The 23,982-nt window shown below is 64.6% G+C and carries 18 protein-coding genes; 7 read left to right on the top strand and 11 right to left on the bottom strand.

What is annotated here, in order from left to right; genetic code table 11:
* Positions 1-4: 4 nt before the first annotated feature.
* Entirely contained in the window at positions 5-871 is an 867-nt protein-coding gene (locus tag PLO63_04460) for a mechanosensitive ion channel (GenBank protein HOI73380.1), read from the bottom strand.
* Positions 868-2,658, bottom strand: coding sequence for an SLC13 family permease (locus PLO63_04455; GenBank protein ID HOI73379.1), 1,791 nt, complete (start codon positions 2,656-2,658; stop codon positions 868-870). Before PLO63_04455 ends, PLO63_04460 begins: the two co-directional genes overlap by 4 nt.
* A gap of 216 nt (positions 2,659-2,874) precedes the next feature.
* Between PLO63_04455 and PLO63_04450 the strand changes: the two genes are divergently transcribed.
* Positions 2,875-3,636 carry a SagB/ThcOx family dehydrogenase gene (locus PLO63_04450; protein HOI73378.1) on the top strand — a complete coding sequence of 254 codons (762 nt, stop codon included), beginning with the start codon at positions 2,875-2,877 and terminating at the stop codon, positions 3,634-3,636.
* 170 nt (positions 3,637-3,806) lie between these two features.
* Here PLO63_04450 and PLO63_04445 read toward each other — a convergent pair whose 3' ends face one another.
* The 3 genes from PLO63_04445 to PLO63_04435 form a co-directional block, all read right to left on the bottom strand.
* Complete coding sequence (locus PLO63_04445) at positions 3,807-4,682, bottom strand: FRG domain-containing protein (GenBank protein HOI73377.1); 876 nt, start codon at positions 4,680-4,682, stop codon at positions 3,807-3,809.
* A gap of 157 nt (positions 4,683-4,839) precedes the next feature.
* Complete coding sequence (locus PLO63_04440; protein ID HOI73376.1) at positions 4,840-5,187, bottom strand: type II toxin-antitoxin system PemK/MazF family toxin; 348 nt, start codon at positions 5,185-5,187, stop codon at positions 4,840-4,842.
* Positions 5,177-6,352 (bottom strand): XRE family transcriptional regulator, encoded by a 1,176-nt coding sequence (locus tag PLO63_04435; GenBank protein HOI73375.1) that lies wholly within the window; start codon positions 6,350-6,352, stop codon positions 5,177-5,179. Before PLO63_04435 ends, PLO63_04440 begins: the two co-directional genes overlap by 11 nt.
* 234 nt (positions 6,353-6,586) lie before the next feature.
* Between PLO63_04435 and recC the strand changes: the two genes are divergently transcribed.
* The 4 genes from recC to PLO63_04415 all read left to right on the top strand — a co-directional run bounded on the left by recC (position 6,587) and on the right by PLO63_04415 (position 16,644).
* On the top strand, positions 6,587-9,805 hold the full coding sequence (recC, locus tag PLO63_04430) for an exodeoxyribonuclease V subunit gamma (GenBank protein ID HOI73374.1): 3,219 nt from the start codon (positions 6,587-6,589) through the stop codon (positions 9,803-9,805).
* The gene (recB, locus tag PLO63_04425; GenBank protein HOI73373.1) at positions 9,805-13,404 is read left to right on the top strand and encodes an exodeoxyribonuclease V subunit beta; all 3,600 of its coding nucleotides are present in this window, start codon (positions 9,805-9,807) and stop codon (positions 13,402-13,404) included. The genes recC and recB overlap by 1 nt, the downstream gene beginning before the upstream one ends.
* A gap of 10 nt (positions 13,405-13,414) precedes the next feature.
* Complete coding sequence (recD, locus tag PLO63_04420) at positions 13,415-15,244, top strand: exodeoxyribonuclease V subunit alpha (protein ID HOI73372.1); 1,830 nt, start codon at positions 13,415-13,417, stop codon at positions 15,242-15,244.
* Positions 15,245-15,534: 290 nt separating this feature from the next.
* Positions 15,535-16,644 (top strand): linear amide C-N hydrolase, encoded by a 1,110-nt coding sequence (locus PLO63_04415; protein ID HOI73371.1) that lies wholly within the window; start codon positions 15,535-15,537, stop codon positions 16,642-16,644.
* A gap of 18 nt (positions 16,645-16,662) precedes the next feature.
* Here the strand turns inward: PLO63_04415 and PLO63_04410 are convergent, their stop codons facing one another.
* The 6 genes from PLO63_04410 to PLO63_04385 all read right to left on the bottom strand — a co-directional run bounded on the left by PLO63_04410 (position 16,663) and on the right by PLO63_04385 (position 22,071).
* Positions 16,663-17,112 carry a GNAT family N-acetyltransferase gene (locus tag PLO63_04410; protein HOI73370.1) on the bottom strand — a complete coding sequence of 150 codons (450 nt, stop codon included), beginning with the start codon at positions 17,110-17,112 and terminating at the stop codon, positions 16,663-16,665.
* Between the two features lie 62 nt (positions 17,113-17,174).
* Positions 17,175-17,780 (bottom strand): N-acetylmuramoyl-L-alanine amidase, encoded by a 606-nt coding sequence (locus PLO63_04405; protein ID HOI73369.1) that lies wholly within the window; start codon positions 17,778-17,780, stop codon positions 17,175-17,177.
* A gap of 17 nt (positions 17,781-17,797) precedes the next feature.
* Entirely contained in the window at positions 17,798-19,417 is a 1,620-nt protein-coding gene (locus PLO63_04400) for a Na/Pi cotransporter family protein (protein ID HOI73368.1), read from the bottom strand.
* A 159-nt stretch (positions 19,418-19,576) separates the two neighbouring features.
* Positions 19,577-20,389, bottom strand: coding sequence for an enoyl-CoA hydratase-related protein (locus PLO63_04395; protein HOI73367.1), 813 nt, complete (start codon positions 20,387-20,389; stop codon positions 19,577-19,579).
* Between the two features lie 152 nt (positions 20,390-20,541).
* Positions 20,542-21,402: a UbiA family prenyltransferase gene (locus PLO63_04390; protein HOI73366.1), complete on the bottom strand. Its 861-nt coding sequence runs from the start codon at positions 21,400-21,402 to the stop codon at positions 20,542-20,544.
* A 90-nt stretch (positions 21,403-21,492) separates the two neighbouring features.
* Positions 21,493-22,071: a rubrerythrin family protein gene (locus PLO63_04385; GenBank protein ID HOI73365.1), complete on the bottom strand. Its 579-nt coding sequence runs from the start codon at positions 22,069-22,071 to the stop codon at positions 21,493-21,495.
* Between the two features lie 395 nt (positions 22,072-22,466).
* Between PLO63_04385 and PLO63_04380 the strand changes: the two genes are divergently transcribed.
* A complete protein-coding gene (locus PLO63_04380) occupies positions 22,467-23,348 on the top strand; it encodes a DNA cytosine methyltransferase (GenBank protein ID HOI73364.1) in 882 nt (293 codons plus the stop codon).
* Between the two features lie 31 nt (positions 23,349-23,379).
* On the top strand, positions 23,380-23,967 hold the full coding sequence (gene lexA, locus PLO63_04375; GenBank protein HOI73363.1) for a transcriptional repressor LexA: 588 nt from the start codon (positions 23,380-23,382) through the stop codon (positions 23,965-23,967).
* Positions 23,968-23,982 lie beyond the last annotated feature (15 nt).

Genomic DNA, 23,982 nt, shown 5'->3' with positions numbered 1-23,982 from the left:
CTCCTCACCCCTTTGGCAGCTCCTTGATGTGGATGTCCCGCTGGGGAAACGGAATTTCCACACCCGCCTCCCGGAACCGCCGGGAGATCTCATAGTACAGTTGGCTCTTCAGGACCCCGGGACGGTTGACGAATTCGCTCGTCCAGACCCGCAGGTTGAACATGAGCGCGCTGTCGCCGTACTCGGTGAACAGCACGTCCGGCTTGGGCTCTTTCAGGACTCCGGGATGGTCGAGGGCGATGTTCAGCAGGAGTTCCCGGATCTTCAGGGGATCCTCCCGGTAGGACACTCCGACGGGAAAGTTGAAGCGGACGTTGCGGTCCGTGTGGCTCCAGTTGATGACCGTCGAGGAGATGAACTCGGAGTTCGGGACGATGATGGAGATGTTGTCGTTCGTGACGATGGTGGTGGCCCTCATGGAGATGTCCACAACGTCCCCGGCGATGCCGGACACCTCGATCCGGTCGCCCACCTTGATGGGCCGCTCGAACAGGATGATGAGCCCGCTGACGAAGTTGTTCGTGATGTTCTGCAGGCCGAAGCCGATGCCGACGCCGAGGGCCCCGAACAGGATGGTGATGCTGCTCAGGTCGATCCCCGCTGTCTGCAGGATGATGACGAAGCCGATCGTCAGGAGGGCGTACTTCACGATGGACCCGATGGCGATCCGGACGCCCAGGTCGATCCGGCTGTTCGCCAGGATCCGGTACGCGACGATCCGGTTGATCCTGGACGCCGCGAAGACGAGGAGGACGGAAAAGAAGACCAGGTAGACGAGCATCCAGAGGGTGAACGTGGACCCGCCCAGGGAGAACAGGGGAACGCTCAGATGCTCGACGATGCGGTTCGCGATGTCGGAGATCGTGTTCATGGCCCCTCCTGAAAGGGAAAGAAAACGGGGATGAAGATCGTCGCCAGGATCCAGAAGATCAGGTTCAGCGGCGTCCCCACCTTCAGGAAATCGGCGAACCGGTACTGGCCCGCGCCGTAGATCATCGTGTTCGTCTGGTAGCCCACAGGGGTCATGAAACTGGCGGAGGCGGCAAAGGTGACGGCCATCAGGAAGGGCTTGGGGCTGACTCCCATGGCGCCCGCCGCGGCGATGGCGATCGGCGCCAGGAGAACCGCCGTGGCATTGTTCGACATCGCCTCCGTTAGAAGCGAGGTGAGAAAATACAGGGCACAGACGATGGCCACCGGACCCAGACCGGCGAGGAGATCGATCATCCGGCCGGACAGGTACATGGCCGCCCCCGTCTTCTCCAGGGCGACCCCCAGAGAGATGATCCCTCCGAGCAGAAAGATCACCTTCCACTCGATGGCCTCATAGGCCTCCTCCAGGGAAAGGCATCCGGCCCCGACGAGGAGGATGGCTCCGATGATCGCCCCGATCATGATGGGCAGGACGCCCAGGCTCGCCGTCAAGATTACTGCGGCGATGATCGCCAGGGCGGGAAGGATTTTGTCTTTTCGGTACTGGGGCGTCTCGATCTCCGAGACGACGACAAAATTCCGGTCGCTCCGGATCGCCTCGACATTCTCCCTCCGCGCCTCCACCAGGATGGCATCACCGGCCCGGAGGCGGGTCTCGGAGAAACCGGCGTTCATGAGCTGACCGCGATGCCGCAGGGCCAGGGCCGTTGCCCGGAAGATGTTGCGAAACCGGGCCGACTTGACCGTCTTTCCCACCAGGCTCGAGTTCGGGGCGATGACAACCTCCGTCAGGGCCAGGTCCTCGCACTGGAAATCGCCCTCGTGAAGCTGGCAGTCCGTGATCATCCGGATTCCCAGGCGCTCCTTCAGCTTCTGGAGCTGCCGGATGTCGCACCGGACCCGCAGCAGGTCGTTCTCTTCAAGGACAATTTCCTCCAGGGGCGTCAACAGGCGCCTGCCGCCCCGGATCACTTCGATGATGTCGATCTCCAACTCCCGCACCAGGGGGGATTCCCCGACCCGCCTGCCGACGGACTTCGCCTCGGGAAGGAGAACGATGTCCGTCAGGTACTCATGCATCTGGAACTTTTCCGTCAGGTCGGCGGCGACGGCCGTTTCGGGCAGCATCCGGATGCCGATCACAGCCATGTAGACCATGCCGGCGGCGAAGAAGACGAGCCCCAGGGAGCTGAACTCGAACATGCCGAAGGCCGGCAGGCCGTGCTGAACGGCGATGGAGTTGACGAGGATGTTGGTTGAGGTCCCGATGAGCGTGCAGACGCCGCCGAACATGGAGGCGAAGGAGATCGGCATCAGGAGCCGGGAGGGGCTGAGACCGTTCACCGCCGAAAGCCCCAGGAGAATCGGGATGAACACGGCCACGATGGGCGTGTTGTTGATGAAGGCCGACATGGCGCCGACGGCGAGCATCGTCCCGATCAGGCCCAGCCAGAAGTTGAATTTGAACATCCTGGACGTCCAGTTCCCGAGAAAATTCACCACCCCGGTTTTCGTCAGCGCGGCACTGAGGATGAACATGGCGGCGACAGTGACCGTGGCGGAGTTGCTGAAACCCGAGAGCCCCTCCGCAGGAGTAACGATCCCCGTCACAAGGAGGATGCACATGACGAGAATCGCCGTGAGGTCAACGGGAAGCTTCTCCGACGCAAAGAGGGCGACGGCCAGCGCGATCACTCCCAGTACGATGAGCATGTCAAGGGTCATGGAAACTCCCGTCATTCCTTCATATCTTTTCAATAATACGATGTTTTTGGGTATCGTTACTATACGGAAGCGGGCACTTCGTGTCAAGCGGGGAGGGAGCCTGCGCAGGGAGCGGGCCGATCTGTAATTCATCCGGCAGCACCGGCCGTCTTGACACCCCCCGTCGTTTTCCCTACAGTCGGGCCAGACAGAAAACGGCTCCGGAAAGGACCCGCCATGACCGATCCGCTCCTGGAAAAACTCCGTTTTTTCCTCAAGGACACGATCCGCCGGCACACCGACTTCTCCCGGACCGACCAGAACCGGGGCGTTCCCGCGCCGCCCATCGAGAAGCCCTGGCCGCCGGACGCCGCCCGCATCGCCCTGCCGCCCGTCCGCCCCGGTGAATCGACGCCCGCCTGCGACCTCGCGGGGGCCATCGCCCGCCGCCGGAGCCGCCGGGACTTCCTGCCGGAGCCGGTTTCCCTGGAGACGCTGTCCTTTCTGCTCTGGGCCACCCAGGGTATCCGCCAGGTCCTCGACCGAGGCCACGCCCTCCGGACGGTTCCCTCGGCGGGCTGCCGCCACGCCCTGGAGACGTATCTCTGTGCCCTCAACGTGGCAGGGCTCGATCCCGGGATCTACCGCTACCTTCCCCTGGAGCACGAGCTCCTGCCGGTATCCCGGGAGGACAACCCGGCGGCGCAGCTCGTCGCGGCGGCCCTCGGCCAACCATGCCTCGGCCGGGCGGCGGTCACCTTCCTCTGGACCGTGATCCCCTACCGGATGGAGTGGCGTTACGGCCAGGCGGCCCACAAGGTCATCGCCCTGGACGCGGGCCACGTCTGCCAGAACCTCTACCTGGCCTGCGAGGCCGCCGGGCTGGGGACCTGCGCCGTGGCCGCCTACGACCAGGAGGCCATGGACCGGCTGCTGGGCGTGGACGGCGAGGAGGAGTTCGTCATCTACCTCGCCCCGGTGGGGAAGGCCAGGGACTGAGGGGGGGGTGGAGGGACCGTTTTCTCAGACAACGGATAAAAACGACTCAACAGACAGAGTTAAAAAAAGTCCTGCCCATTGAATTCACCTACTACTATTGAAACGCATGTCATTATCGAAGTTCTGCATTGCGGCCTGAAAGGTGTTGAAACGCTTCCAACGCCGTTCAGTTATACCTGTTTGAGCATATCAATATTTTGTTTGTCCAAATGACGCAGAATCAATGACTTCGTGCGAAGCGAACGAGCATACCCTTCAAGTCCTGGAAACAGACTCGCTCGGTTAATTCCAAGCCTATGAAGTCTTTCAAGTATATCTGATCTTTTGCTGTCACTTATCGCAACTCGCACCATTATAGTTTCGGATTTTGGAATTGCTTTCAGGTTTTCTTTAAATGTACATCGCACATCACCAGGTGTTAGAAAGACACCTTGCTGATTTGTCAATCGATCGTTGAAACGAATTGGATTGACCGGATACACAAACTTTTTCGGCTGTTCATTTATAAACAGGTCGCGAAATGATTTTTTATCTCTTTTCTCGTTGTAGCTATTGATCGGATCCTTCAAGTTGTTCATTGAAGCTTTTATTAGTTTATCAGCCTCTTCAAGCAACTTTATCCGGTCAATTACCCAAACACTTGGGCAAGTACAATTACCTATTGGGCAAAGACAATTACCTTTTTCTTCAAGGGCGAAGAAAACCGCGTTCATAAATGAATATGTGAAATCCGTCAATCTTGTTGGTACGCCGTAGTGCTGCATAAGTGAAAGCCATTCAAGCGTGTTGCCTTTCTGCGGTGGCGTCGAACCACTGTAAAGATGATATCTACGGGCAAAATCTCGTATCAGTTTCACTTCCAGATCTATAATCCCATCTCCTGTGAAGCCAAATTCAATGCAATGACGTTCAAGACTTGATGATGGAAATTTAAATGTATTCTGTCCTCGAAAGGCCCATTTGTGCTCATTATAACTCTCTTCAACATCCCTGAGCTCCTTCCAAGACCTAACCGTCTGGACCGGGCAGCATGCGGCATCTCCCATAGAAACCACCTCCGGTGACGTAAATGATTTTTTAGTATTTGCAATTTGAAACGACAATATTTGGATATTTTAATGAATTACGGCTTTCAGGGAGTTCTCTTCTGTACTGTCTTACACAAGGCATCATGCTTAAGTTCGTCCTACGGCAAATAACGTGTTATTCATATTCCACCACCGCCGCAATCGCAGCCGCGATTTCCTCCATTGTCGCCGCAGATACGCGGCCGAGTTTCCGGATGAATCGATCTGTCGAGACGCCGCGCACTTGAAGGGCATCGACAGCGGATGGCTTCATTAGACCGTTTGTCCTGTCGGGATCAATTCGGACGTGCCAGAGATTTCGGTTGTAGTGGTTTTTCCATTCGGTAACCGGTGCAATCAGCTTTATCGGCAAAATGCCGATCGCATCGGAACTGACTACCACTGCCGGCCGGGTTTTTTGGATCTCGGCTCCCTTGGTCGGATCAAAATTAACCAGCCAGACCTCGCCTCTTCTAATATTCAACGATGTCTCCCGTCTCCAGTTCCTCTTTCGCCACTTCGCTTGCGTAATGCGACGCAATCTCCCTCGCCTGATGCGCCATGATGTTCCGGCGCTCCTCAAGGGGCAGTTTCATGAAGGCGCGTCGTTCGATCAGCGACAGAGGCTCTCTTCCGGTTACCGTTTCCCCAAGCATGTTCTTGCCCTCCACTTCGGTGAGCAGCCCCTCCGCTACGGCGCGGAGCACGCTTTTCTTCAGCCACTGCGGCTGTTCCGGCGGCAGTTCACACGGTTCTTTCTTTTTCCAGTGCAGCCGGTTGATGTCCATGAACCATCGCCTGTAATGGGCGTCCGAGATGATTTCGAGGTCGTGAAGCCGGTAAACCAGGGCCTGGAGGCTCATTCCGAATCGCTGTTTCAGAAGAATCAGCTCCTCAAGCTGGACAAACGCTCGTTTCCGGCCCACCTCCCTGTACAGCGTTTCATCCGGGGCCAGGAATGCACCGGCGAAACGGAACGCCGCCTTTTCCTCATCGACGGCATCGGGTACATCAAGGACGAGATGGGCCAGTTCATGAGCCAGATTCAGCCGTTGCCTTTCCCCTGCCAGTGACTTCCGTGACACGACAGCGGCCGCGGCCGGATTGTCATCGGCATCGCGGGCCACAGCCGCCAGACCGTCGAACTTTTCGCCGGCTTCAATCTCCATGACATACACACAATGGTCTTCCAGGGTCGCCGTGAGATTGGCGACGGGCTCCAAGCCGGCACCCCATTGGTGCCGCAATTCCTTTGCCAGGTGCTCGGCATCTTCAAGACGGACCATACGCAGGTTTTGCACAGGCAAATTCTCTCTTGCCGGTTCCTGCAAGATTTCCCGCAAGCGAATGCGCTCTTCCAGCATCCGGCATACCACGGCCTCGACTCTGGCCTGCTCCTGCTTTGCCAGCCCCGAGCCTTTCCGGTAGGCAATGAAGCTGCAATTCACGGAGGGTTCGGCCCACAGATGGGCCGCCTTTACGCCGAGAGCCGACGCCAGTCTGTTCAACACGACCGGGGTCGGCTTCGCTTTGCCTCGCTCATACTTGGAGAGCGCTTGCTTCGTCACGAAACCGTCCATTCTTGCAACAAGCTGATCCAGGGAAAGGCCCTGGGCCAGCCGGATCTGTTTCAGTCTTCGATCAATCATCCTTCCACCATCTTTCTTGGTTTACAAACATTTCATATTCTGACAGGTTTGTCAACCACAAGACTCAGGCGGAACATGTCCTTGTTTTCCACCTGTATGACGACGGCACATCCATGATCCTGCCATGGCAAAGAAATCTATGCGACAATCCATCGTCGACTTGGCCTTGAAAGCGCGGCCAAGCCGTGGCAGAGTGCAGGCCATGCTGACCCATCCCACAAAACGGACCTTCCCATGCCCGGCCTGACCCTGCACGCGAGCAACCGCCTGGAGATCCTCGCGGACCGGCTGGCGGAGGCGCTGGACGCCCCGCCGGCGGACCCGTTCCAGGCCGAGGTGATCCTGGTCCAGAGCCGGGGCATGGAGCGGTGGGTCTCCCTGGAGCTGGCGAAGCGCCACGGGGTGGCGGCCAACCTTCGCTTCCCCTTTCCGAACCACTTCGTCCAGGAGACCTTCCGGGCGGTCCTCGGAGACGCCGCCGGCGGTGGCAAACCGGACGGCTCCCCCTTCGACCCGGCCGTGATGGCCTGGGAGATCATGGAGCTCCTGCCGGCCTGTCTCGACCGGCCCGGCTTCGGAGATCTCCGGGGCTATCTGGGCGAGGCGGAGCGGGATCTCCGGCTCTACCAACTCTCAGGCCGCATCGCCGATCTCTTCGACCTCTATCTCCTCTTCCGGCCCGACTGGATCCTCCGCTGGGAGAAGGGGGATGACAGCCACTGGCAGGCCGCCCTCTGGCGGGAGCTGGCGGCGAGGAAAGGATCGAGCCACCGGGCGGCGATGCTGGCGGCGTTCCGGAGGGCCCTGGCGAATCCCGCCTTCCAGCCGGAGGGCCTGCCCCCGCGGGTCTCGGTCTTCGGCATCTCGGCCCTCCCGCCGTTCCACGTCGAGGTCCTGGCCGCGCTATCGGTCCATGCGGATGTCCACCTCTTCGTCATGAACCCCTGCCGGGAGTACTGGGGCGACATCGTCCCGGGACGCCGGATCGCCGGGTCCGGCGGAAACGGGACGGAACTCCACCTGGAGGAGGGCAATCCCCTCCTGGCCTCCCTGGGGACCCTCGGCCGGGACTTCTTCGACCTCCTGGAATCCCGGGAAGTGCCTAAAGACGAATCCTATGAGGACCCGGGCGAAGGGACGCTGCTCGCGGCGCTGCAGTCGGACATCCTGAACCTCCGGGAGCGGGGAAAAGACGGGGAGCGGGTTCTCATCCCGCCGGGCGACCGCTCCGTCGAGATCGTCTCCTGCCACAGCCCCATGCGGGAGGTGGAGGTCCTCCAGGACCGCCTGCTCGTCCTCTTTGAAGAAAACCCGGGACTGGAGCCGAGGGACATCCTGGTCATGACGCCGGACCTCGGCCTGTATGCGCCCTACATCCAGGCGGTGTTCTCGCTGCCGCCGGACGATCCCCGGCGCATCCCCTTCAGCATCGCCGACCGCAGCCTTCCCCAGGACAGCCCGGCGGCGGAGGCCTTCTTCCGCCTCCTGGACCTGGCGGGGAGCCGCCTCAGCGCACCGGACGTCCTCGACCTCCTGGAGACGGCCCCGGTCCGGTCCCGCTTCGGCCTCTCCGAGGAGGACCTGGAGCGCGTCGCCGTCTGGATCCGCGAGTCCGGCATCCGCTGGGGCAGGGACGCCGCCCACCGGGCCGCCCTGGGCCTGCCGGAGATCGCCGAAAACACCTGGCGGGCGGGCCTCGACCGGATGCTCCTGGGCTACGCCCTGACGGCCCGGGACGACGACGCCTCGTTCCACGGCATCGTGCCCTACGACCGCGTCGAGGGAGGGGACGCGGAGATCCTGTCGAGGTTCCTCGGCTTCACCGACGCCCTCTTCCGCATCGCCACGGATCTCGACCGCCCCCGTCCTCTCGCGGACTGGTCCCTCTTCCTCGCGGAGACGCTGGACGCCTTTCTCTCCCGGGACGACGATCCCCTGGGAGAGATCGAGACGCTCTACCGGACGATTACGGAGATGGCGGACCTGGCGGCCGCGGCGGGGTTCACCGGTTCCGTCGGCCCGGCGGTGGTCCGCGATCACCTCCGGGAGCGCCTGGGGGGAAAGGGGTTCGGCTTCGGGTTCCTCGCCGGCGGGATCACCTTCTGCGCCATGCTCCCCATGCGGAGCATCCCCTTCCGGGTCCTCTGCCTCCTGGGCATGAACGACGGCGCCTATCCGCGCGTCTCGGTCCCCCTGGGATTCGACCTGATGGCGCAGAATCCCCGCCGGGGCGACCGCTCCCGCAGGCAGGACGACCGCTACCTGTTCCTCGAATCCCTCCTGTCGGCCAGGGAAAAGCTCTACATCAGCTACACAGGCCAGGGCATCCGGGACAACGCCCCCCGCCCCCCGTCGGTCCTGGTGAGCGAGCTCCTCGACACAGTGGAATCCGGGTTTGCCGGCCCGGAGGGAGGGGATCTCCGGGACTGCCTGGTGACGCGACACCCCCTTCAGGCCTTCAGCCCCCTGTATTTCAAGGGCGATGAGCGCTTTGCCAGCTATTCCCCGGAAAACGGCGCAGCCGCCCTGCGCGCCGCGGGAGAGCGGACGCCGCCGCAGGATTTCCTGCCGTCGGACCTGCCGGAGCCGGAGCCGGAATGGAGGACCGTGGACATCGACGCCCTGGCGTCCTTCTTTTCCAACCCGGCGCGGTTTCTCCTGTCCCGCCGCCTGGGGCTCCGACTGGTGCGGGAGGAGGAGCCGCTGGAGGACGCCGAGCCCTTCGCCCTGGGGAGTCTCGAACGATACGGCGTCCTGCAATACCTGCTCGGGGCCGTCCGGACCGGGACGGACCCGGGAAGCGCCCGGGACGCCCTCCGGGCCGCCGGACTCCTTCCTCACGGCACCCCCGGCCTCTGCCGGTTCGACGACCTGTGGGGCGAGGCGGCGGCACTCCTGGCGGCCGTGCAGCCCCATACGGAGGGGGGGCCGGCGGAGCCGCTGGTTCTGGATCTTTCCCTGGGTGAATTTCGCCTGACCGGCCGGATCGGAAACGTCTACGCCGGCGGGCCCGTATCCTTCAGGCCCGCCCGGATCAAGGCCCGGGACCGGCTGCGGGCCTGGATCGCCCACCTGGCGGGCCACGCGGCGGGGCGCGCCGCCTGGAGGTCCGTCCTGGTAGGCCGGGACGGGAAGACCCGGCTCTACGGCGCTCCCGCGGATCCGGAAGGCTCGCTCGCAACGCTTCTCGATCTGTACTGGAGGGGCCTCACGAGACCCCTGCCCTTCGTCCCCGAATCGTCCCTGGAATACGCGGTCCGCCGCGCCAAAGAGAAGGACCACGGCTCGGCCCTGGCCGCCGCCGACGGCAAATGGAGCGCATTCAAATATCCCGAGAGCGACGATCCCTGGTACGGCATCTGCTTCCGCGGGGCGTCCCCGCTGGAGGACGAGACCTTCGGTCCCGCGGCCCTCGCGGTCTTCAACCCCCTGCTGGAAAGCGAGGAGGCATGATGGCGGACGCGCGGCCCTTCAACATCCTGTCCAGCCCCCTCGAGGGGACGAACCTCATCGAGGCCAACGCCGGAACGGGAAAGACCTACGCCATCGAGGCCATCTTCCTCCGGCTCCTCCTGGAGAAGGGGCTGGAGGCCCGGCGGATCCTCGTCGTCACCTTCACGGAGGCCGCCACGGAGGAGCTCCGGGACCGGATCCGGAACCGCATCCGCGACGCCATGGGGGCCTTCGAGGCCGGTGGCCGACCCCAAGACCCCTTCCTGGACGGCCTGGTAAAGAAGCATCCCCGGCCCGGGCAGGCCCGGCGGGTCCTCCGGGACGCCCTGCGGGACTTCGACGAGGTCCCCATCACCACGATCCACGCCTTCTGCCAGCGGGCCCTCCGGGAAAACGTCTTCGAGAGCCACAGCCTTTTCGGAACGGAGATGACCCCCGACGTGGAGGATCTCCGGCGGGAGATCCTTCAGGACTTCTGGCGCCGCCACTTCTACGACGCCCCGCGGGAGTTCGCCGCCTTCGCCCTGGCGCAGGATGCCGGCCCCGAGGCCTTCCTGGAGCTGACACGGCGGCGATCCCTGGACCCGGCCCTCAAAATCGTCCCCGAGGCCCCGCCGGCGGCCCTCGACGCCCTGGAGCCGTTCCGGGAGGCCTTCGCCCGCCTGCAGGCCGCCTGGAAGGCGGGCCGGGAAGACGTGGCAGCCCTCCTGAAAACATCGGGCCTGAGCAGGAGCAAGTACCGCAATCCGGAGGCCCTGGTGTCCGCCATCGACGGATACACCGCCGCCGGATGCGGCATCCCGGTCCCGGACACACTGGAGAAGCTCACCCCGGAAGCCCTGCGAGCGGGAACCAACAAGGGAAAAGTCACGCCGGAGCACCCGTTCTTCGGCCTCTGCGCGGAACTCCTGGAGCGGCGGGCCGCCCTGGAGGCGCAGATGGCGGACCGCCTCCTGTTCCTCAAGGCCGAGGCGCTACGCCGGCTCCCGGAGGAGCTCGCCCTGCGGAAGCGGAAACGGAACCTCCAGTCCTTCGACGACCTCCTCCTGGACCTGCACGGGGCGCTGGAGAAACCCACGGGGAAGCGCCTGGCCGACCGTCTCCGGGACCGCTACCGGGCGGCCCTCATCGACGAGTTCCAGGACACGGACCCGGTGCAGTACGCCATCTTCCAGGCCGTCTTCGGCGGCGGCGACCGCACCCTCTTCCTGATCGGCGATCCGAAGCAGGCGATCTACAGCTTCCGCGGCGCCGATCTGTTCGCCTACATGCGGGCGTCCCGCCACGTGGACCGCCGCTACACCCTGACGGAGAACTGGCGGTCCGAGCCGGACCTCGTCGCCGCCGTGAACACCCTTTTCTCGGGTGTGGAAAACCCGTTCCTGTACAAGGAAATCAAATTTCACGAGGCCACAGCGGGAGACGTGCCGGATCGGCCGCTCCTCCGGGAGGACGGGCGGTCGATCCCTCCCCTGGGCATCTGGCTTTTCGGGAGCGACCGGCTGGCTGCCGCCGAAGCAGCCGGCAACAAGGCCCGGACGAAAGGGCTGATTACGAGCGCCACGGCGGCGGAAATCTCCCGCCTGATCCGCCTCGGCCGAGACTCCCGCGTACGGATCGGCGACAGGCCGCTCAGCGAGGGGGACTTGGCCGTCCTCGTCCGCGACCGGTTCGAGGCCCGGGACGTCCGGGAGGCCCTGAAGCGGATCGGAATCCCCGCGGTGATCCACAGCGCCGAGAACGTCTTCGACTCCGACGAGGCGGGGGAACTGGAACAGGTCCTGGCGGCCGCGGCGGAGCCGGGCCGCGAGGGATACCTGAAGGCGGCCCTGGCGACGGAGATGCTCGGACTGAACGGGCTGCAGCTCGACGGGGAGCTTAAGACGGAGAGCCTCTGGGAGGCCCGTGTCGCCCGGTTCCGCGGGTACGCGGATCTCTGGAGCCGGGCCGGCTTCATGCCCATGTTCCGGGAGCTGCTCCGGGCGGAGGGCGTGCGGGAACGGCTCCTGGCGTTTCCCGACGGCGAGCGGCGGCTGACCAACGTCCTCCACCTGGGGGAGCTGCTCCACGGCGAGGTCTCCTCCCGTCGTCTCGGACCGCCGGGGCTCATGAAGTGGCTGTCCCGGCAGCGCAGCGAAAAGGCCCGCGCGGAGGGCACGCGGCCGGAGGAGCAGGAGCTGCGCCTGGAGCGAGATGCCGAAGCGGTCAGGATCGTCACGATCCACAAGAGCAAGGGGCTCCAGTACCCCGTGGTCTTCTGCCCGTTCCTGTGGGCCGGCTCCCGCCTCACGAAGCAGGAGACCTGGCTTTACCACGATCCCGACGACGACTGGCGGCCCCTTCTCGTCCTCGACCCGGAGCGGGCGGGGAACCTCCCCCGGGCCATGCGGGAGGAAATGGCCGAGAACATCCGCCTCCTCTACGTGGCCCTGACCCGGGCAAAGCACCGCTGCCACGTCGCCTGGGGGCCTTTCAAGGACGCCGGAACCTCGGCGCTGGCCCGGATCCTCCACCTTCGCGACCATGACCCGGAAGACGTCTGCGGGGCCGCGGCGGAACGGTTCGACGCCCTGGACGACACAACGATGCGGATCGATCTCGACGGGATCGCCGACCGCGCCGGAGGATCCATTGCCGTCCTCTTGCCGCCGGACCGCACGCCAGCGGCATCCCTCCCCGCCCCGGGCGAGCCGGAGCCGCTTCGCTTCCGGCCTTTCGCCGGCACAATCCCCCGGGACTGGCAGGTCGCCAGCTTCTCCCGGCTCACGGCGGACCGCGCGGAGGCCGGTGCAATCGCGGCCGAGGCCGCCCCGGACCTGCCGGACCGGGACGGCTTCACGCCCGGAGTTGTCCTCCCGGAAGAGCCGGCGGGCATCTTCGCCTTCCCCCGGGGCGCCCGGGCGGGAACCTTTTTCCACGACCTCCTGGAGCACCTGGACTTCACGGAGAGGGACCCGGAAATCACAAACGGATTGATCGAAGAAACGCTACGCCGCCACGGCTTCGGCACCGAGTGGCGGGACATTGTCGGGGAGACGGTCGGCAAGGTCCTGGCGGCCCCCTTCGGCCCGGACGGCGGCGTCCCTTTTTCGCAGATCCCTCCGGGCGACCGGCTCACCGAGCTGGAGTTCCATGTTCCGCTGAAGCCCCTGACTCCCGGCCGTCTCGCCGACATCCTGGGCGGCGCGGCCGGCCTCCCCCCTTCCGTCCCGGAACGGATCGGACGCCTGCAATTCGACCCCGTCCGGGGGTTCCTGAAGGGCTACATGGACCTGGTCTTCCGGGCCGAAGGGCGGTTCTGGCTGGTGGACTGGAAATCGAACTACCTCGGGGACCGCGTCGAGAATTATGGCCCGGAGCGGCTGGAGGAGGCCATGGAGGAGGAGATGTACGTGCTCCAGTACCTTCTTTATGTCACCGCCCTGGATCGCTGGCTGGCCCGCAGGGTACCGGGGTACGATTACGGGACGCACTTCGGCGGCGTCTGCTACGTCTTTCTCCGGGGCGTGGACCCGCGGAAGGGACCGGACTACGGCCTGTACAGGACCAGGCCGCCCCGGGAGACCGTGGAGGCCCTGGTCCGGGGCCTCCTGGAATGAGGGAGTGAACATGCCCTTTGACGGGGACGCCAAGCAGGGATTCTCGGAGCTGGACATCCAGTTCGCGCGCCTGGCGGAGCGCATCGCCGGCGCGGAGTCGCCGGAGGTCGCCCTGGCCGCGGCCCTGGCGAGCCGTGCCCGCGTGGAGGGCCACATCTGCCTGGACCTGGCCGACGCGGCCGGCCTCGTCGCCCCGGCTCAAGACGGCGACAGCCGCCGCTTCCCGACCCTGGAGCGATGGCTGGACCGCCTGGGGAAAAGCCCCGCCGTCGGCCGGCCAGGAGATTGGAGGCCCCTGGTCCTGGATGGGACGAGGCTCTATCTCTACCGCTACTGGGACTACGAACGGAGGCTGGCGGAGGGGCTCCGGAGCCGCGCCGCCGACGATCCCGGGGGAATCGACGACGCCCTCCTCCGGGAAGGCCTGGGCCGCCTGTTCCCGCCCGGCGGGGACGGAACAGACTGGCAGAAGGCCGCCGCCTTCACGGCGGTGACGAAGCGGCTCTGCGTGCTCTCCGGCGGGCCGGGAACGGGAAAGACCTACACCGTGGCCAAGATCCTGGCGCTCTTGATCGAGCAGGCCGGCGGATCGGACTGCCGCATTGCCCTGGCCGCCCCGACGGGCAAGGCAGCGGCCCGCCTCCAGGAGTCCATCCGTGGCGTCGCCCGGACCCTGCCCTGCACCGATTCAGTCCGCAGCCGACTTCCGGAGGAGGCCGCGACGGTTCACCGCCTCCTGGGAAGTGTTCCCGGGACGTCTCTGTTCCGGCACGACGCCGCCCATCCCCTGGCCGCGGACGCAGTGGTCATCGACGAGGCGTCCATGGTGGACCTGGCCCTCTTTTCCCAACTCGTCCAGGCGCTCCCGGCCCGGACGCGCCTGATTCTCCTGGGGGACCGGGACCAGCTCGCCTCCGTGGAGGCGGGGGCCGTCCTGGGGGACATCTGCGACACCGGCCGCGAGCACGGCTATACACGCCGCCACCGGGAGCGGTACGGGGAATTGACCGGGGAGAAGCTCCCCCCGGCGGATCCGCGGGAAGAAGACAAAGCCATGGGCGACTGCATCGTCGGGCTCCGGAAGAGCTGGCGATTCGGGGAGGACAGCGGCATCCGGACGGCCAGCCTTGCCGTCAACGCGGGAGAGGGGCGGCGCGCCCTGGACGAGGCGCGGAGCGGGCACTTTGCCGACCTGCACTGGCTGGACCTTCCGCGGCCCGAGGCCCTGCAGCGGTTCCTGGAGGAGCACCTTGGAGAATGGCCGGGGGATTTCCGGGATAACGCCGCTCCGGAGTCTTCCCTGAACCTTCTGGACCGCTTCCGGATTCTCTGCGCCCTCCGGGAGGGGCCATACGGGGTGAGCGCCGTCAACGGTCTCGTCGAGCGGATCCTCCGCCGGCGGGGGATCATCCAACCGGAGGGGCGCTGGTACGCGGGCCGGCCGGTCATGATCACGCGGAACGACTACACGATCCGCCTCTTCAACGGCGACGTGGGCATGATCCTCCCGGACCGGGAGGCCGGGGGCGAACTGCGCGCCTTCTTCAGAAGCCCGGATGGGTCGCTGCGATCCCTGCCGCCCTCCCGGTTGCCGGAGCACGAGACCGTGTGGGCCATGACGGTCCACAAGAGCCAGGGATCCGAGTTCGACCGCGTTCTCCTGGTCCTGCCGGACCGGGACGCGCCGATCCTGACGCGGGAGCTTCTCTACACCGCCGTCACCCGCGCCCGGAAGCGGATCGCAATCTGCGGGCGACAGGACGTCTTCACCGCCGCCTGCTCCCGCCGGACCGCCCGCTTCTCGGGCCTCCGGGACGCCCTGTGGGGGCCCCGTCTCTGAGGAATCGGGAGGGCATCTCCCATCCGGTCACCCCGCTTAAGACCGCTCTTTGCTGCACCGGGACATCTTCCGACACCGGGGCCGTCATCACCGTCCGGGACCACGGAAGGGGTTGCCCGAGGAACGGCTGTCCGCTGTTGACAAGGCGAAAAAAAGGTCTCATATCGTTCTGAAAGCCGGCATCGTTCGCCATCACCCGATGCGGCCGGACCGGAATCCGTGTTCCGTGGGCAGAAAGGCATTCCACGCCCCCGGCGGTCGAAGCCATCGCACCATTCATGGAGGGTATCATGCGAACCATCACGAAGGCGTTTCTCATCTGCGGACTGGCGCTGTTGACGGCCGCCTGGTCCGCTTCGCTCACGGAAGCCTGCTCCGTTTTCCGCGTAACCGCCAAAGACGGGACGATCATGAGCGGCCGGACGATGGAATTCGGCAGCGATCTGAAACCCGGCCTCATCGCGGTTCCCCGCGGCCGAAAATTCGTCAGCCCGGCGCCGGACGCCAAAACGGGACTGTCCTGGACGTCGCGCTACGGGTACGTGGCGACGAACGTTTTCGGAATCGAGGGGGCCGTCACGGACGGCATGAACGAGGCGGGACTCACCTTCAGCGCCCTGTGGTTCGAGGTCGACACCCGGTACCAGGACGTGGGTCCCCGGGACCGGGACAAGGCCATTGCCCACATGATGGTCGGCTCCTTGATTCTCGGCCGCTTCGCCACGGTGGGGGAAGCGACCGAAGCGATCCGGGGCGTCAAGGTCTTCGCCATGGAGGTACCGCAGATGGGAAAGGCGCCCCCGGGCCACTTCATCCTTTACGACGCGAAGGGGGGCTGCGTGGTGGTCGAATACGAGCAGGGCGAGCTCCGGATCCATGAGAACCCGCTGGGCCTCATGACCAATTCCCCGAACTTTCCCTGGATGGTGACCAATCTCCGGAACTACGTCGGCATGACCAGCGAACAGCGGACGACGCAGAATTTTTCGGGCATCGAGACCCGCCCCACCGGGGGCGGCTCCGGGATGCTGGGACTCCCCGGCGACATCACGCCGCCGAGCCGCTTCGTGCGCATGGCCGTCATGACCCGTTTCGCCGATCCCCCGGAAAACGCGGCCCAGGCCCTCAATCTCGCCGCGCACATCATCAGTACGCTCCACATCGTGAAAGGGATGTCCGTGACCCGGGGACCCGACAAGAGCATCACGGCGAGTTCGACGACGCAGTGGGCATCCTTCCGGGACATCACGAACCGGATCTTCTATTTCCGGACCTACGACAACTTTACCCTCCGGAAGATCGACCTGAAGCAGCTCGATTTCAGCGGCGGCGGAACGAAGATGATCCCGCTCTACGGCGACGCCGAGGTCGTTCAGGACATTACGGGAAGGTTGAGATAGGGTCCTCCGCACCGGTTGTCATCGCCCCGGTTCCAGGTATCTCTTGAAGGCCCTGTAGGGGTCCGTGTCGTATCCCAACCCGCGATAGAAGCCGGTTGCGCCTTCCCGCTTCATCGAGGAGACGAGCACGATGTACCGGCAGCCGCGCTCCTTCGCGACGCTCTCGATCTCTTTCATGAGCGCCCGGCCGATGCCCTGCCGTCGCAGCTCCTTCGTCACGATCACGTTTTCGACGACCATGAAGGGAATGCATCTGCCAAACAGGTCGTAACAGACGATGCCCGCCAGGGACCCGACGAGGCGACCGTTCTTCCTGGCTCCAAGGAGACAGTAATTCCCGGCCCGGAGAATCGCCGGCAGGAGCTCCCTCATCTTTTGAACGTCCGCCTCTTCGTCGATCAGTTCCCGCTGCAGGGACGCCAGTTGTGGCAGGTCTTCCATGGTGATGGGTGATATGTCCATTCTCATTCGGTCTCCATGCGTTGCAGGAGTGCGGTTGCAGCAGCCGGCGGAAGCCTGGAAACGGCCTGTCAGGCCCGGCCGAGGACGATGGAGCGGAAGCTGTTCAGCGGGAACAGCGGTCCCGGGTCCACCTTGCGGCCGGGGCTGACGTCCTCGTGGCCCAGGACGTCCGTGAAGGCATAGGAAGCATTCAGCAGGACGGCGACTTTCCGCAGGGCCTCCATCTGCGCCTCGGTGTACTCGTGCCACCCGGCCTCGATCTTTTCATGCCGGTGGGTCGCCATCGACACCTCATCCGCCGGAATCACATGATTCGCCCAGTTTACCCACTGCCCGTCGGCCCGCTTCCTCAGTTTGCCGGCATTCACCAATTCGATCCCGATGGAATACGGATTCATCCCCTCCAGGTTGCCCCAGGAGCTCTTGCCGGCGTGCCAGGCCCGCCGGTTGAAGGGCACCATCTGGACGACGGCGCCGTCGCGGCCGATAATCAGGTGCGCGGACGCCCGGGCCTCCGGGTCCAGGAACCAGGAGACCGCCCCATCCAGCGTCGTGCCGGCCGTGAAGTGCAAAATCAGGTACAATGGAGAGAGGCCTCCGGACTGATTCGGGCTCTTCCGGAACGACACCGCCTCTGTGCCTTCCCCGACCAGCCGGTGGTTGGCGATCTTCACGGGAACCTCCTTTCTTTCTATGGCTCGAAGGAACGGGGGGCCGGGCTCACCAGATCCTGCGCGGCCTCGGCGATGTTCTCGCAGTGGTCGCTGATGCGTTCGAGCCGGATCAGCATCTCGATGTAGAGCGGCCCCGCCTCGGCCACGCAAACCCCCCGGTGGAAGCGCTCCAGGTGGCGGAAGCGGGCCAGCTTGACCTTCTCGTCGATCTCCTCCTCCCGCCGGCTCATGGCCTGAATCCGCGGGAGGTCGAATTGTTCGATCAGGGCCGCCGCGTCCCGCAGGTTCTCCATGACCAGCCTCCCGATCCCGTCCAGCTCCTCCCGGGCGAACTCCGTGAAGGCGATCTCCCGCTCCCTTTTGTCCCGGGAAAGGTCGGCGATGACGAGGACGTGATTGCCGATCCGCTCGATGTCGTCCGCCACGGACGTGTATACAAAGACCTTCCGTGACTCCCCTGGAGCCAGGTTCCGGCCGGCGAGCCTCCGGAGATAGTCGACGATCTCGCGGCGCAGGTTGTCCACGACGACATCCAGGTAGGCGATGTCCCGCCTGAGCCCTTCCCGGTAGTCGAAAACGAGGCGGCTCACCTGCTCCACCATCCGCTGCGTCAGCAGGATCTCCCTGCCCAACTCCCGGCGGACGTTCTCCAGGGCCTTTTCGTGGCTATCCAGGTCGCGCTCGTCCAGGAATTCCGGCCACAGGGGGAGTGCATCCTCCTGGCCCGGGATGATGCGCTCCACCATCCCGGCGAAGGGCCTCAGGAAAAAGATGAAGACCGCCACGATGAGAACGTTGAACAGGAGGTGGCCGAAGACGATCTGCTGCCCCACCAGCGGCGTGACGGTCCGCAGCAGAACCGCCGCCCACGGCAGAGCGGCCATGCAAACGACGGCCCCGCAGAGCTTGAACAGGAAATGGGCGGCAGCGGTCCGGCGGCCGCTCACGGAGGACACCCAGGCGGCCAGGAGGGCTGTGGAGGTGGTTCCCACGTTGGCCCCGAAGACGATGGGCAGGGCGCTTTCCAGGATCACCAGGTCCTGCTGCGCAAGGATGACCAGCAGGCTGATGGGGATCAGGGAGGAATGAACCAGGGCGGTGAAGACGAGGCCCACGGCGAATCCCAGGAAGGGATTATCCGCCTCCCGGAGAAACCGTATCACCGCACCGTCCTGCTTCAGCGGCGCCGTCGCCATGCCGGCCAGGTAGAGCCCGAAGAAGATCAGGCCGAAGTAGAGAATCGTCTCCCCCGCCGTTTTCCATCCCCCCCGGCCGGAAAACCAGAGCGTTCCCCCGACGACCACGAGGACCGGCGACAGGTCCGTCACTTTCCAGACCACGAGCTGCACCGTCAGGACCGTGCCGATGTCGGCACCGAGGATGATGGCCAGGGACTGGTAGAAGGTGACGAGGCCGGCGCTCACCATGCCGATGGTGAGAACCGTCACGGCGGAACTGCTCTGGAAGAAGACCGTCGCGGTGATGCCCGTCAGGAGGCCCGTCAGGGGCCGGCGGACGGCGTAGCGGATCAACTGCCGGATCCGAACCGTGAAAAGGCGCTGGACCTGCTCTCCGAGGCGGAGCATCCCGTAGAGGAAGATCAGCAGGCCGGCGGCAAGGAATAGCAGGTCTTTCATGGGGAAAGGGTCTGCGCGGGGACGTCCCCTCCCCCGCCTCCGCCCGGATCCGGAGGGGGAAGGGGGGAATGCGGCCCCGAAGCCGCCTTTCCGGCGGCCTCCGGGCCATGATCACCGGTCCGGGGGAGAGGCAACCCTCCCCCCCCGTGCCGGTTCCGGTCAATACTTGCCGGGGAAATTCGGCTTGCGCTTCTCCCGCTGGGCCAGGATTCCCTCCCTGGCGTCCTGGCTACCGAACACGGGGATACCGATGTCCAGCTCCTTCTTGAAGGCCTCGGCCCAGGAGATGTCCCGGCTCTCCCGCCAGCAGCGGATGATCCCCTGCACGGCCAGGGGGCCGTTCCCGGCGATGCGCTCGGCCAGCTCCATGGCGTCCTTCATCATGCCGTCGCGGTCCGGGGCGACGCGGTTCAGGAAGCCCCACTCGTACAGGGTCCGGGCCTTGAAGTTGTTCGCCGTCAGCAGGATCTCCAGGCCGCGGCAGGGCGTCAGCATCCGGGGCAGGTAGACGTTCGAGCCGCCGGTGGGCATGATGCCCAGGCTCGCCTCCCGCATCTGGAAGATCGCGTCCTCCGAGGCAACGCGCAGGTCCGCCCCCATGATCATCTCGAATCCGCCGGTGAGGCAGTAGCCGTTGATAGCGGCGATGACGGGCTTCTTGACGATGCTGGGCTTCAGCATCGCCTCGCCCACGTGCGGCCCGACCTGGACGAGCCAGCGCTCCGCCTCGTTCTCCGGTTCCCGGGCCTTCGTGAGGACGGGGATGGCCGTCCTGAGGTCCATGCCCGAGCAGAAGATCTCGTCCAGGCAGGAATAAAGGATGACCGCCCGGATGGAGGCATCCTGGTTGATGTCCTCCCAGGTCCGGTGCAGGTCCAGCAGGATTCCCGGGTCAAGGGCGTTTTTTTCCTTCGGCCGGTTCAGCCCGACCCTTGCGATGGCGCCTTCCTTTTCATACACCAGCGACGACATGAGCACCTCCTTGAATGGACATGGAATGAAGACCTGACGGGCGAAGGGGAAACCGGAAGCGGGAAGGATCCCGGAAACCCCGGAAAGGCCGACAGGACGCGGACTTCCTGGGCAATTCCTAACAGATCCACCGGGGGGTCACAAGAGAAATCTCAGGTCGGGCCGGCTGCCAGGGCCCCCATCGCGAAGCTGAACACGGTGGTCATGACGACCAGGAGATACGTCACAAGCCGGCTCGATCGGAACCAGCCGTCGAACTGGGCGGTGACGACGGCCAGGATGCCGGCGTGGGGGATGAGCAGAAGCCACCAGAGCGGAACCATGCGCACCGCCACGGAGGCCGCGATGAGGGCCGCCAGGATGGCCATGGCCGCCAGCACGAAGGCCTTCGTTGCCCCCGGGCCGGCCACGACGGGAAGGGTGCGCACACCGGCCGCCCGATCCCCCGCCACGTCCCGCAGGTCCCAGATCATCTCGTGGGCCATGACGGCCAGAAACATGTAGGCGGAAGCCAGCCAGAAAGGCCCGTCCAGTGAATGGTTCGCCCGCAGGGCGGGATAGACAAGGAGCCCCAGTGTCCAGCCGATTCCGGAACTGAGGTTTTTCAGGACAAACAGGTTCTTGATGCGCAGGGTGGCACGGCCCGGCCAGGGAGAGGTGCTGTAGAAGAATCCGACAGCGGCCCCGGCGGCCACGACGGCCGCCACGGGCCACGTGGGATCCGTCACCAGGGCAAGCACAATGGCCGTCACACCGCCGGCATAGGAAAAAATGCGGATGCGGCGCTGCCGCTTCAGTGCCTCCTCCAGCTCCTCCGGACAGTTGACGGCGTCCTCCCGGAGGTCCGTCAGGCGGTTCCACTGGCAGATACAGGCCACCGCCAGCGGCAGGATGAAATAGTCCACGGACCGGACCCCCATGCCGAGGACCCGGTCCCAGCACCACAATAGAGCCAGGGAGCTCAGGATGATGTGGAGGCGCTCGTTGAGAAAGACCTTCCAGAGATGTCTCATCCGCCCGCCTATCGAATAATGGGGACACCTCCCCTGTTTCCCCCGATTCACGCTGGAGGGAAACGCGGGGAAGTGTCCCCCTGTTTACGCTCAGAAATTCTCCGCCAGGACTTCGTAGTAGGACTGGGGATGCAGGCAGGCGGGGCAGTTTTTCGGCGGCTCTTCGCCTTCATGGACATAGCCGCAGTTGATGCAGTGCCACTTCACGGCCTGCTTTTTCTTGAAGACCTCCCCGTTGGCCACGTTGCTGATGAGCTTCCGGTAGCGGCCTTCATGGAAGCGTTCCACCTTGGCGATCTGCTCGAAGGAGCGGGCGACCTCGGGAAAGCCCTCGTCCTTGGCCACCTGCGCAAAATCCTGGTAGAGGGTGGTCCACTCCAGGTTCTCACCGGCGGCGGCCGCCTCCAGGTTGGCCTTCGTGCTGCCGACGACACCGGCGGGGTACATGGCGGTGATCTCGACTTCCCCGCCTTCCAGGTGCTTGAAGAACACCTTGGCGTGCTCCTTCTCGTTCTCCGCCGTTTCCGTGAAGATGTTGGCGATCTGCTCGAAGCCTTCCTTCCGGGCCGCGCTGGCAAAGTAGGTGTAGCGGTTTCTGGCCTGCGACTCGCCGGCGAAAGCGGCCAGCAGGTTCTTCTCCGTTTTGGTTCCCTTCAGTGATTTTGCCATGTGATAACCTCCTTGTGGTTAGTTTGTTCCTGCGAATGCCCGGTTTCTGAAAGACCGGACGGTGGCGGGCTCCGGTTCGGGCTGCCGGCCGCCGATGTTTTCCGGCTTTGTGAAATCGATACTCGGGACGGTCCCGGGATTCCCCGCCTTGGAAAAGAGACCACAATGAATCAACAATTGGACACGGGGTGAAGGACCTTACCTCTCCCCCGGACAGTGGGAAAATATTGGCCATCCCCGGATGGTTTGTCAAGAAACCGGGACGGCTGCAATGCAACGGCAGGCGTCAAGGCCCGGTCCGGACACGGAGACATTTTGCAGGCGATGATTCCGCCCGGCATGGTAGCATAGGATCCATCCAAAAGAAAATTCTGCTTTGCGGGAAGGACCATGTTTTGAACGTTCTGGAGCTGTTCTGCGGAATCGGAGGCTTTGCCGATGCGGCGGGGAACCGGGCACACATCGTCGCGGCGGTGGACCAGAGCCCGCACGCCCTGGCGGTCTACCGGCTCAACCACCCGGAGACACCCGCCGTCGAGTGGAACCTGGAAACGGTCACCGCGGAAGACCTGCGGGCCTTTCCGGCGGACATGTGGTGGCTCTCCCCTCCCTGCCAGCCCTACTCGGTGCGCGGTCACCGGCGGGACCTGGACGACCCCCGGGCGCTGAGCTTCCGGAACCTTCTGGAGATCCTCCAGGTGGATCCGCCCCTCCATCTCGGCCTGGAGAACGTGGAGGGCTTCGCCGAATCGCGGGCCCGGAAACGGCTCCTGGAAATCCTGGACGCCGGCGGCTTCCGGATCGCCGAGCGGCGGCTGTGCCCGATGGAGCTGGGGATTCCCAGCCGGCGTCCCCGGTATTACCTGATCGCCTCGCGGGAGGAGCTTCTGGATCCTCCCCCGCCGACCGTCCGCGAGGAGCCCCTGGCGTACTACCTGGATGAGCCCCCCTCGCCCGGCTTGTTTCTGCCGGCGGAGCGGATCGAACGCTTCCGGCGGGGGCTCCGGGTTCTGGACCCGTGCAATTCCAGCTCCTATACGACCTGCTTCACCTCGTCCTATGGCCGTGCGGCGATGCACTCCGGGGCCTTCCTGGCCGACGGCGGGCGGCTCCGCCATTTTTCTCCCGACGAGATCCTCCGGCTCCTTGGATTTCCCCGGGGTTTCCACTGGCCCGGAGGAATGGGCCTGCGGAAGCGCTGGCACCTGGCGGGCAACAGCATTTCCGTCTTCGCCCTCCGGGAGGTCCTGCGGGTCCTCCCCGCTTTTTCTTCTTGACAATAGAACGGACGTTCTATATGGTCGCCCCATGGCCGCCAAACGAACGATCCAGAGCGTCGAACAGACCATCGGCTCCTTTTTCCGCCGGAACCGGCGGATGCCCACCTACACCGAAATGATCGAACTCCTGGACGTGCGCTCCAAGAGCGTCGTCCACTTCTGGGTGAACAAGCTCATCCAGAACGGCTTTCTGGAAAAGGACGACAAGGGCTTTCTGAAGCCCACCCGGATGACCTTCGGCGTCCCCATGGCCGGTTCCGTCCAGGCGGGATTTCCCACCGCGGAAGAGGAGGGTCTCTGCGACATCCTGTCGCTTGACGAGTTCCTGGTAGCGCGACCGGAATCCTCCTTCCTGCTTCAGGTGAGCGGAGACTCGATGACCGGGGCCGGGATCATGGAGGGGGACCTTGTCGTCGTCGAGAAGGGGCGGGAGCCCCGGAACGGAGACATTGTCGTCGCGGAAGTGGATGGGGACTGGACGCTCAAGCATTTCCGCCGGCAGGGGAAAGAGATTTTCCTGGAGGCCGCCAATCCGAAATACCCGCCGATTGCTCCGCGGAACGAACTCCGTCTCGGAGGAGTCGTGACGGCGGTGGTCCGAAAATACAGTTCATAGGATGAACGTTTCAGG

The sequence above is a fragment of the Syntrophales bacterium genome, from assembly GCA_035363115.1.
Lineage (GTDB): Bacteria > Desulfobacterota > Syntrophia > Syntrophales > PHBD01 > PHBD01.
Note: the sequence above shows the minus strand (reverse complement) of the source record. Positions and strands in the feature narration are given on the sequence as shown.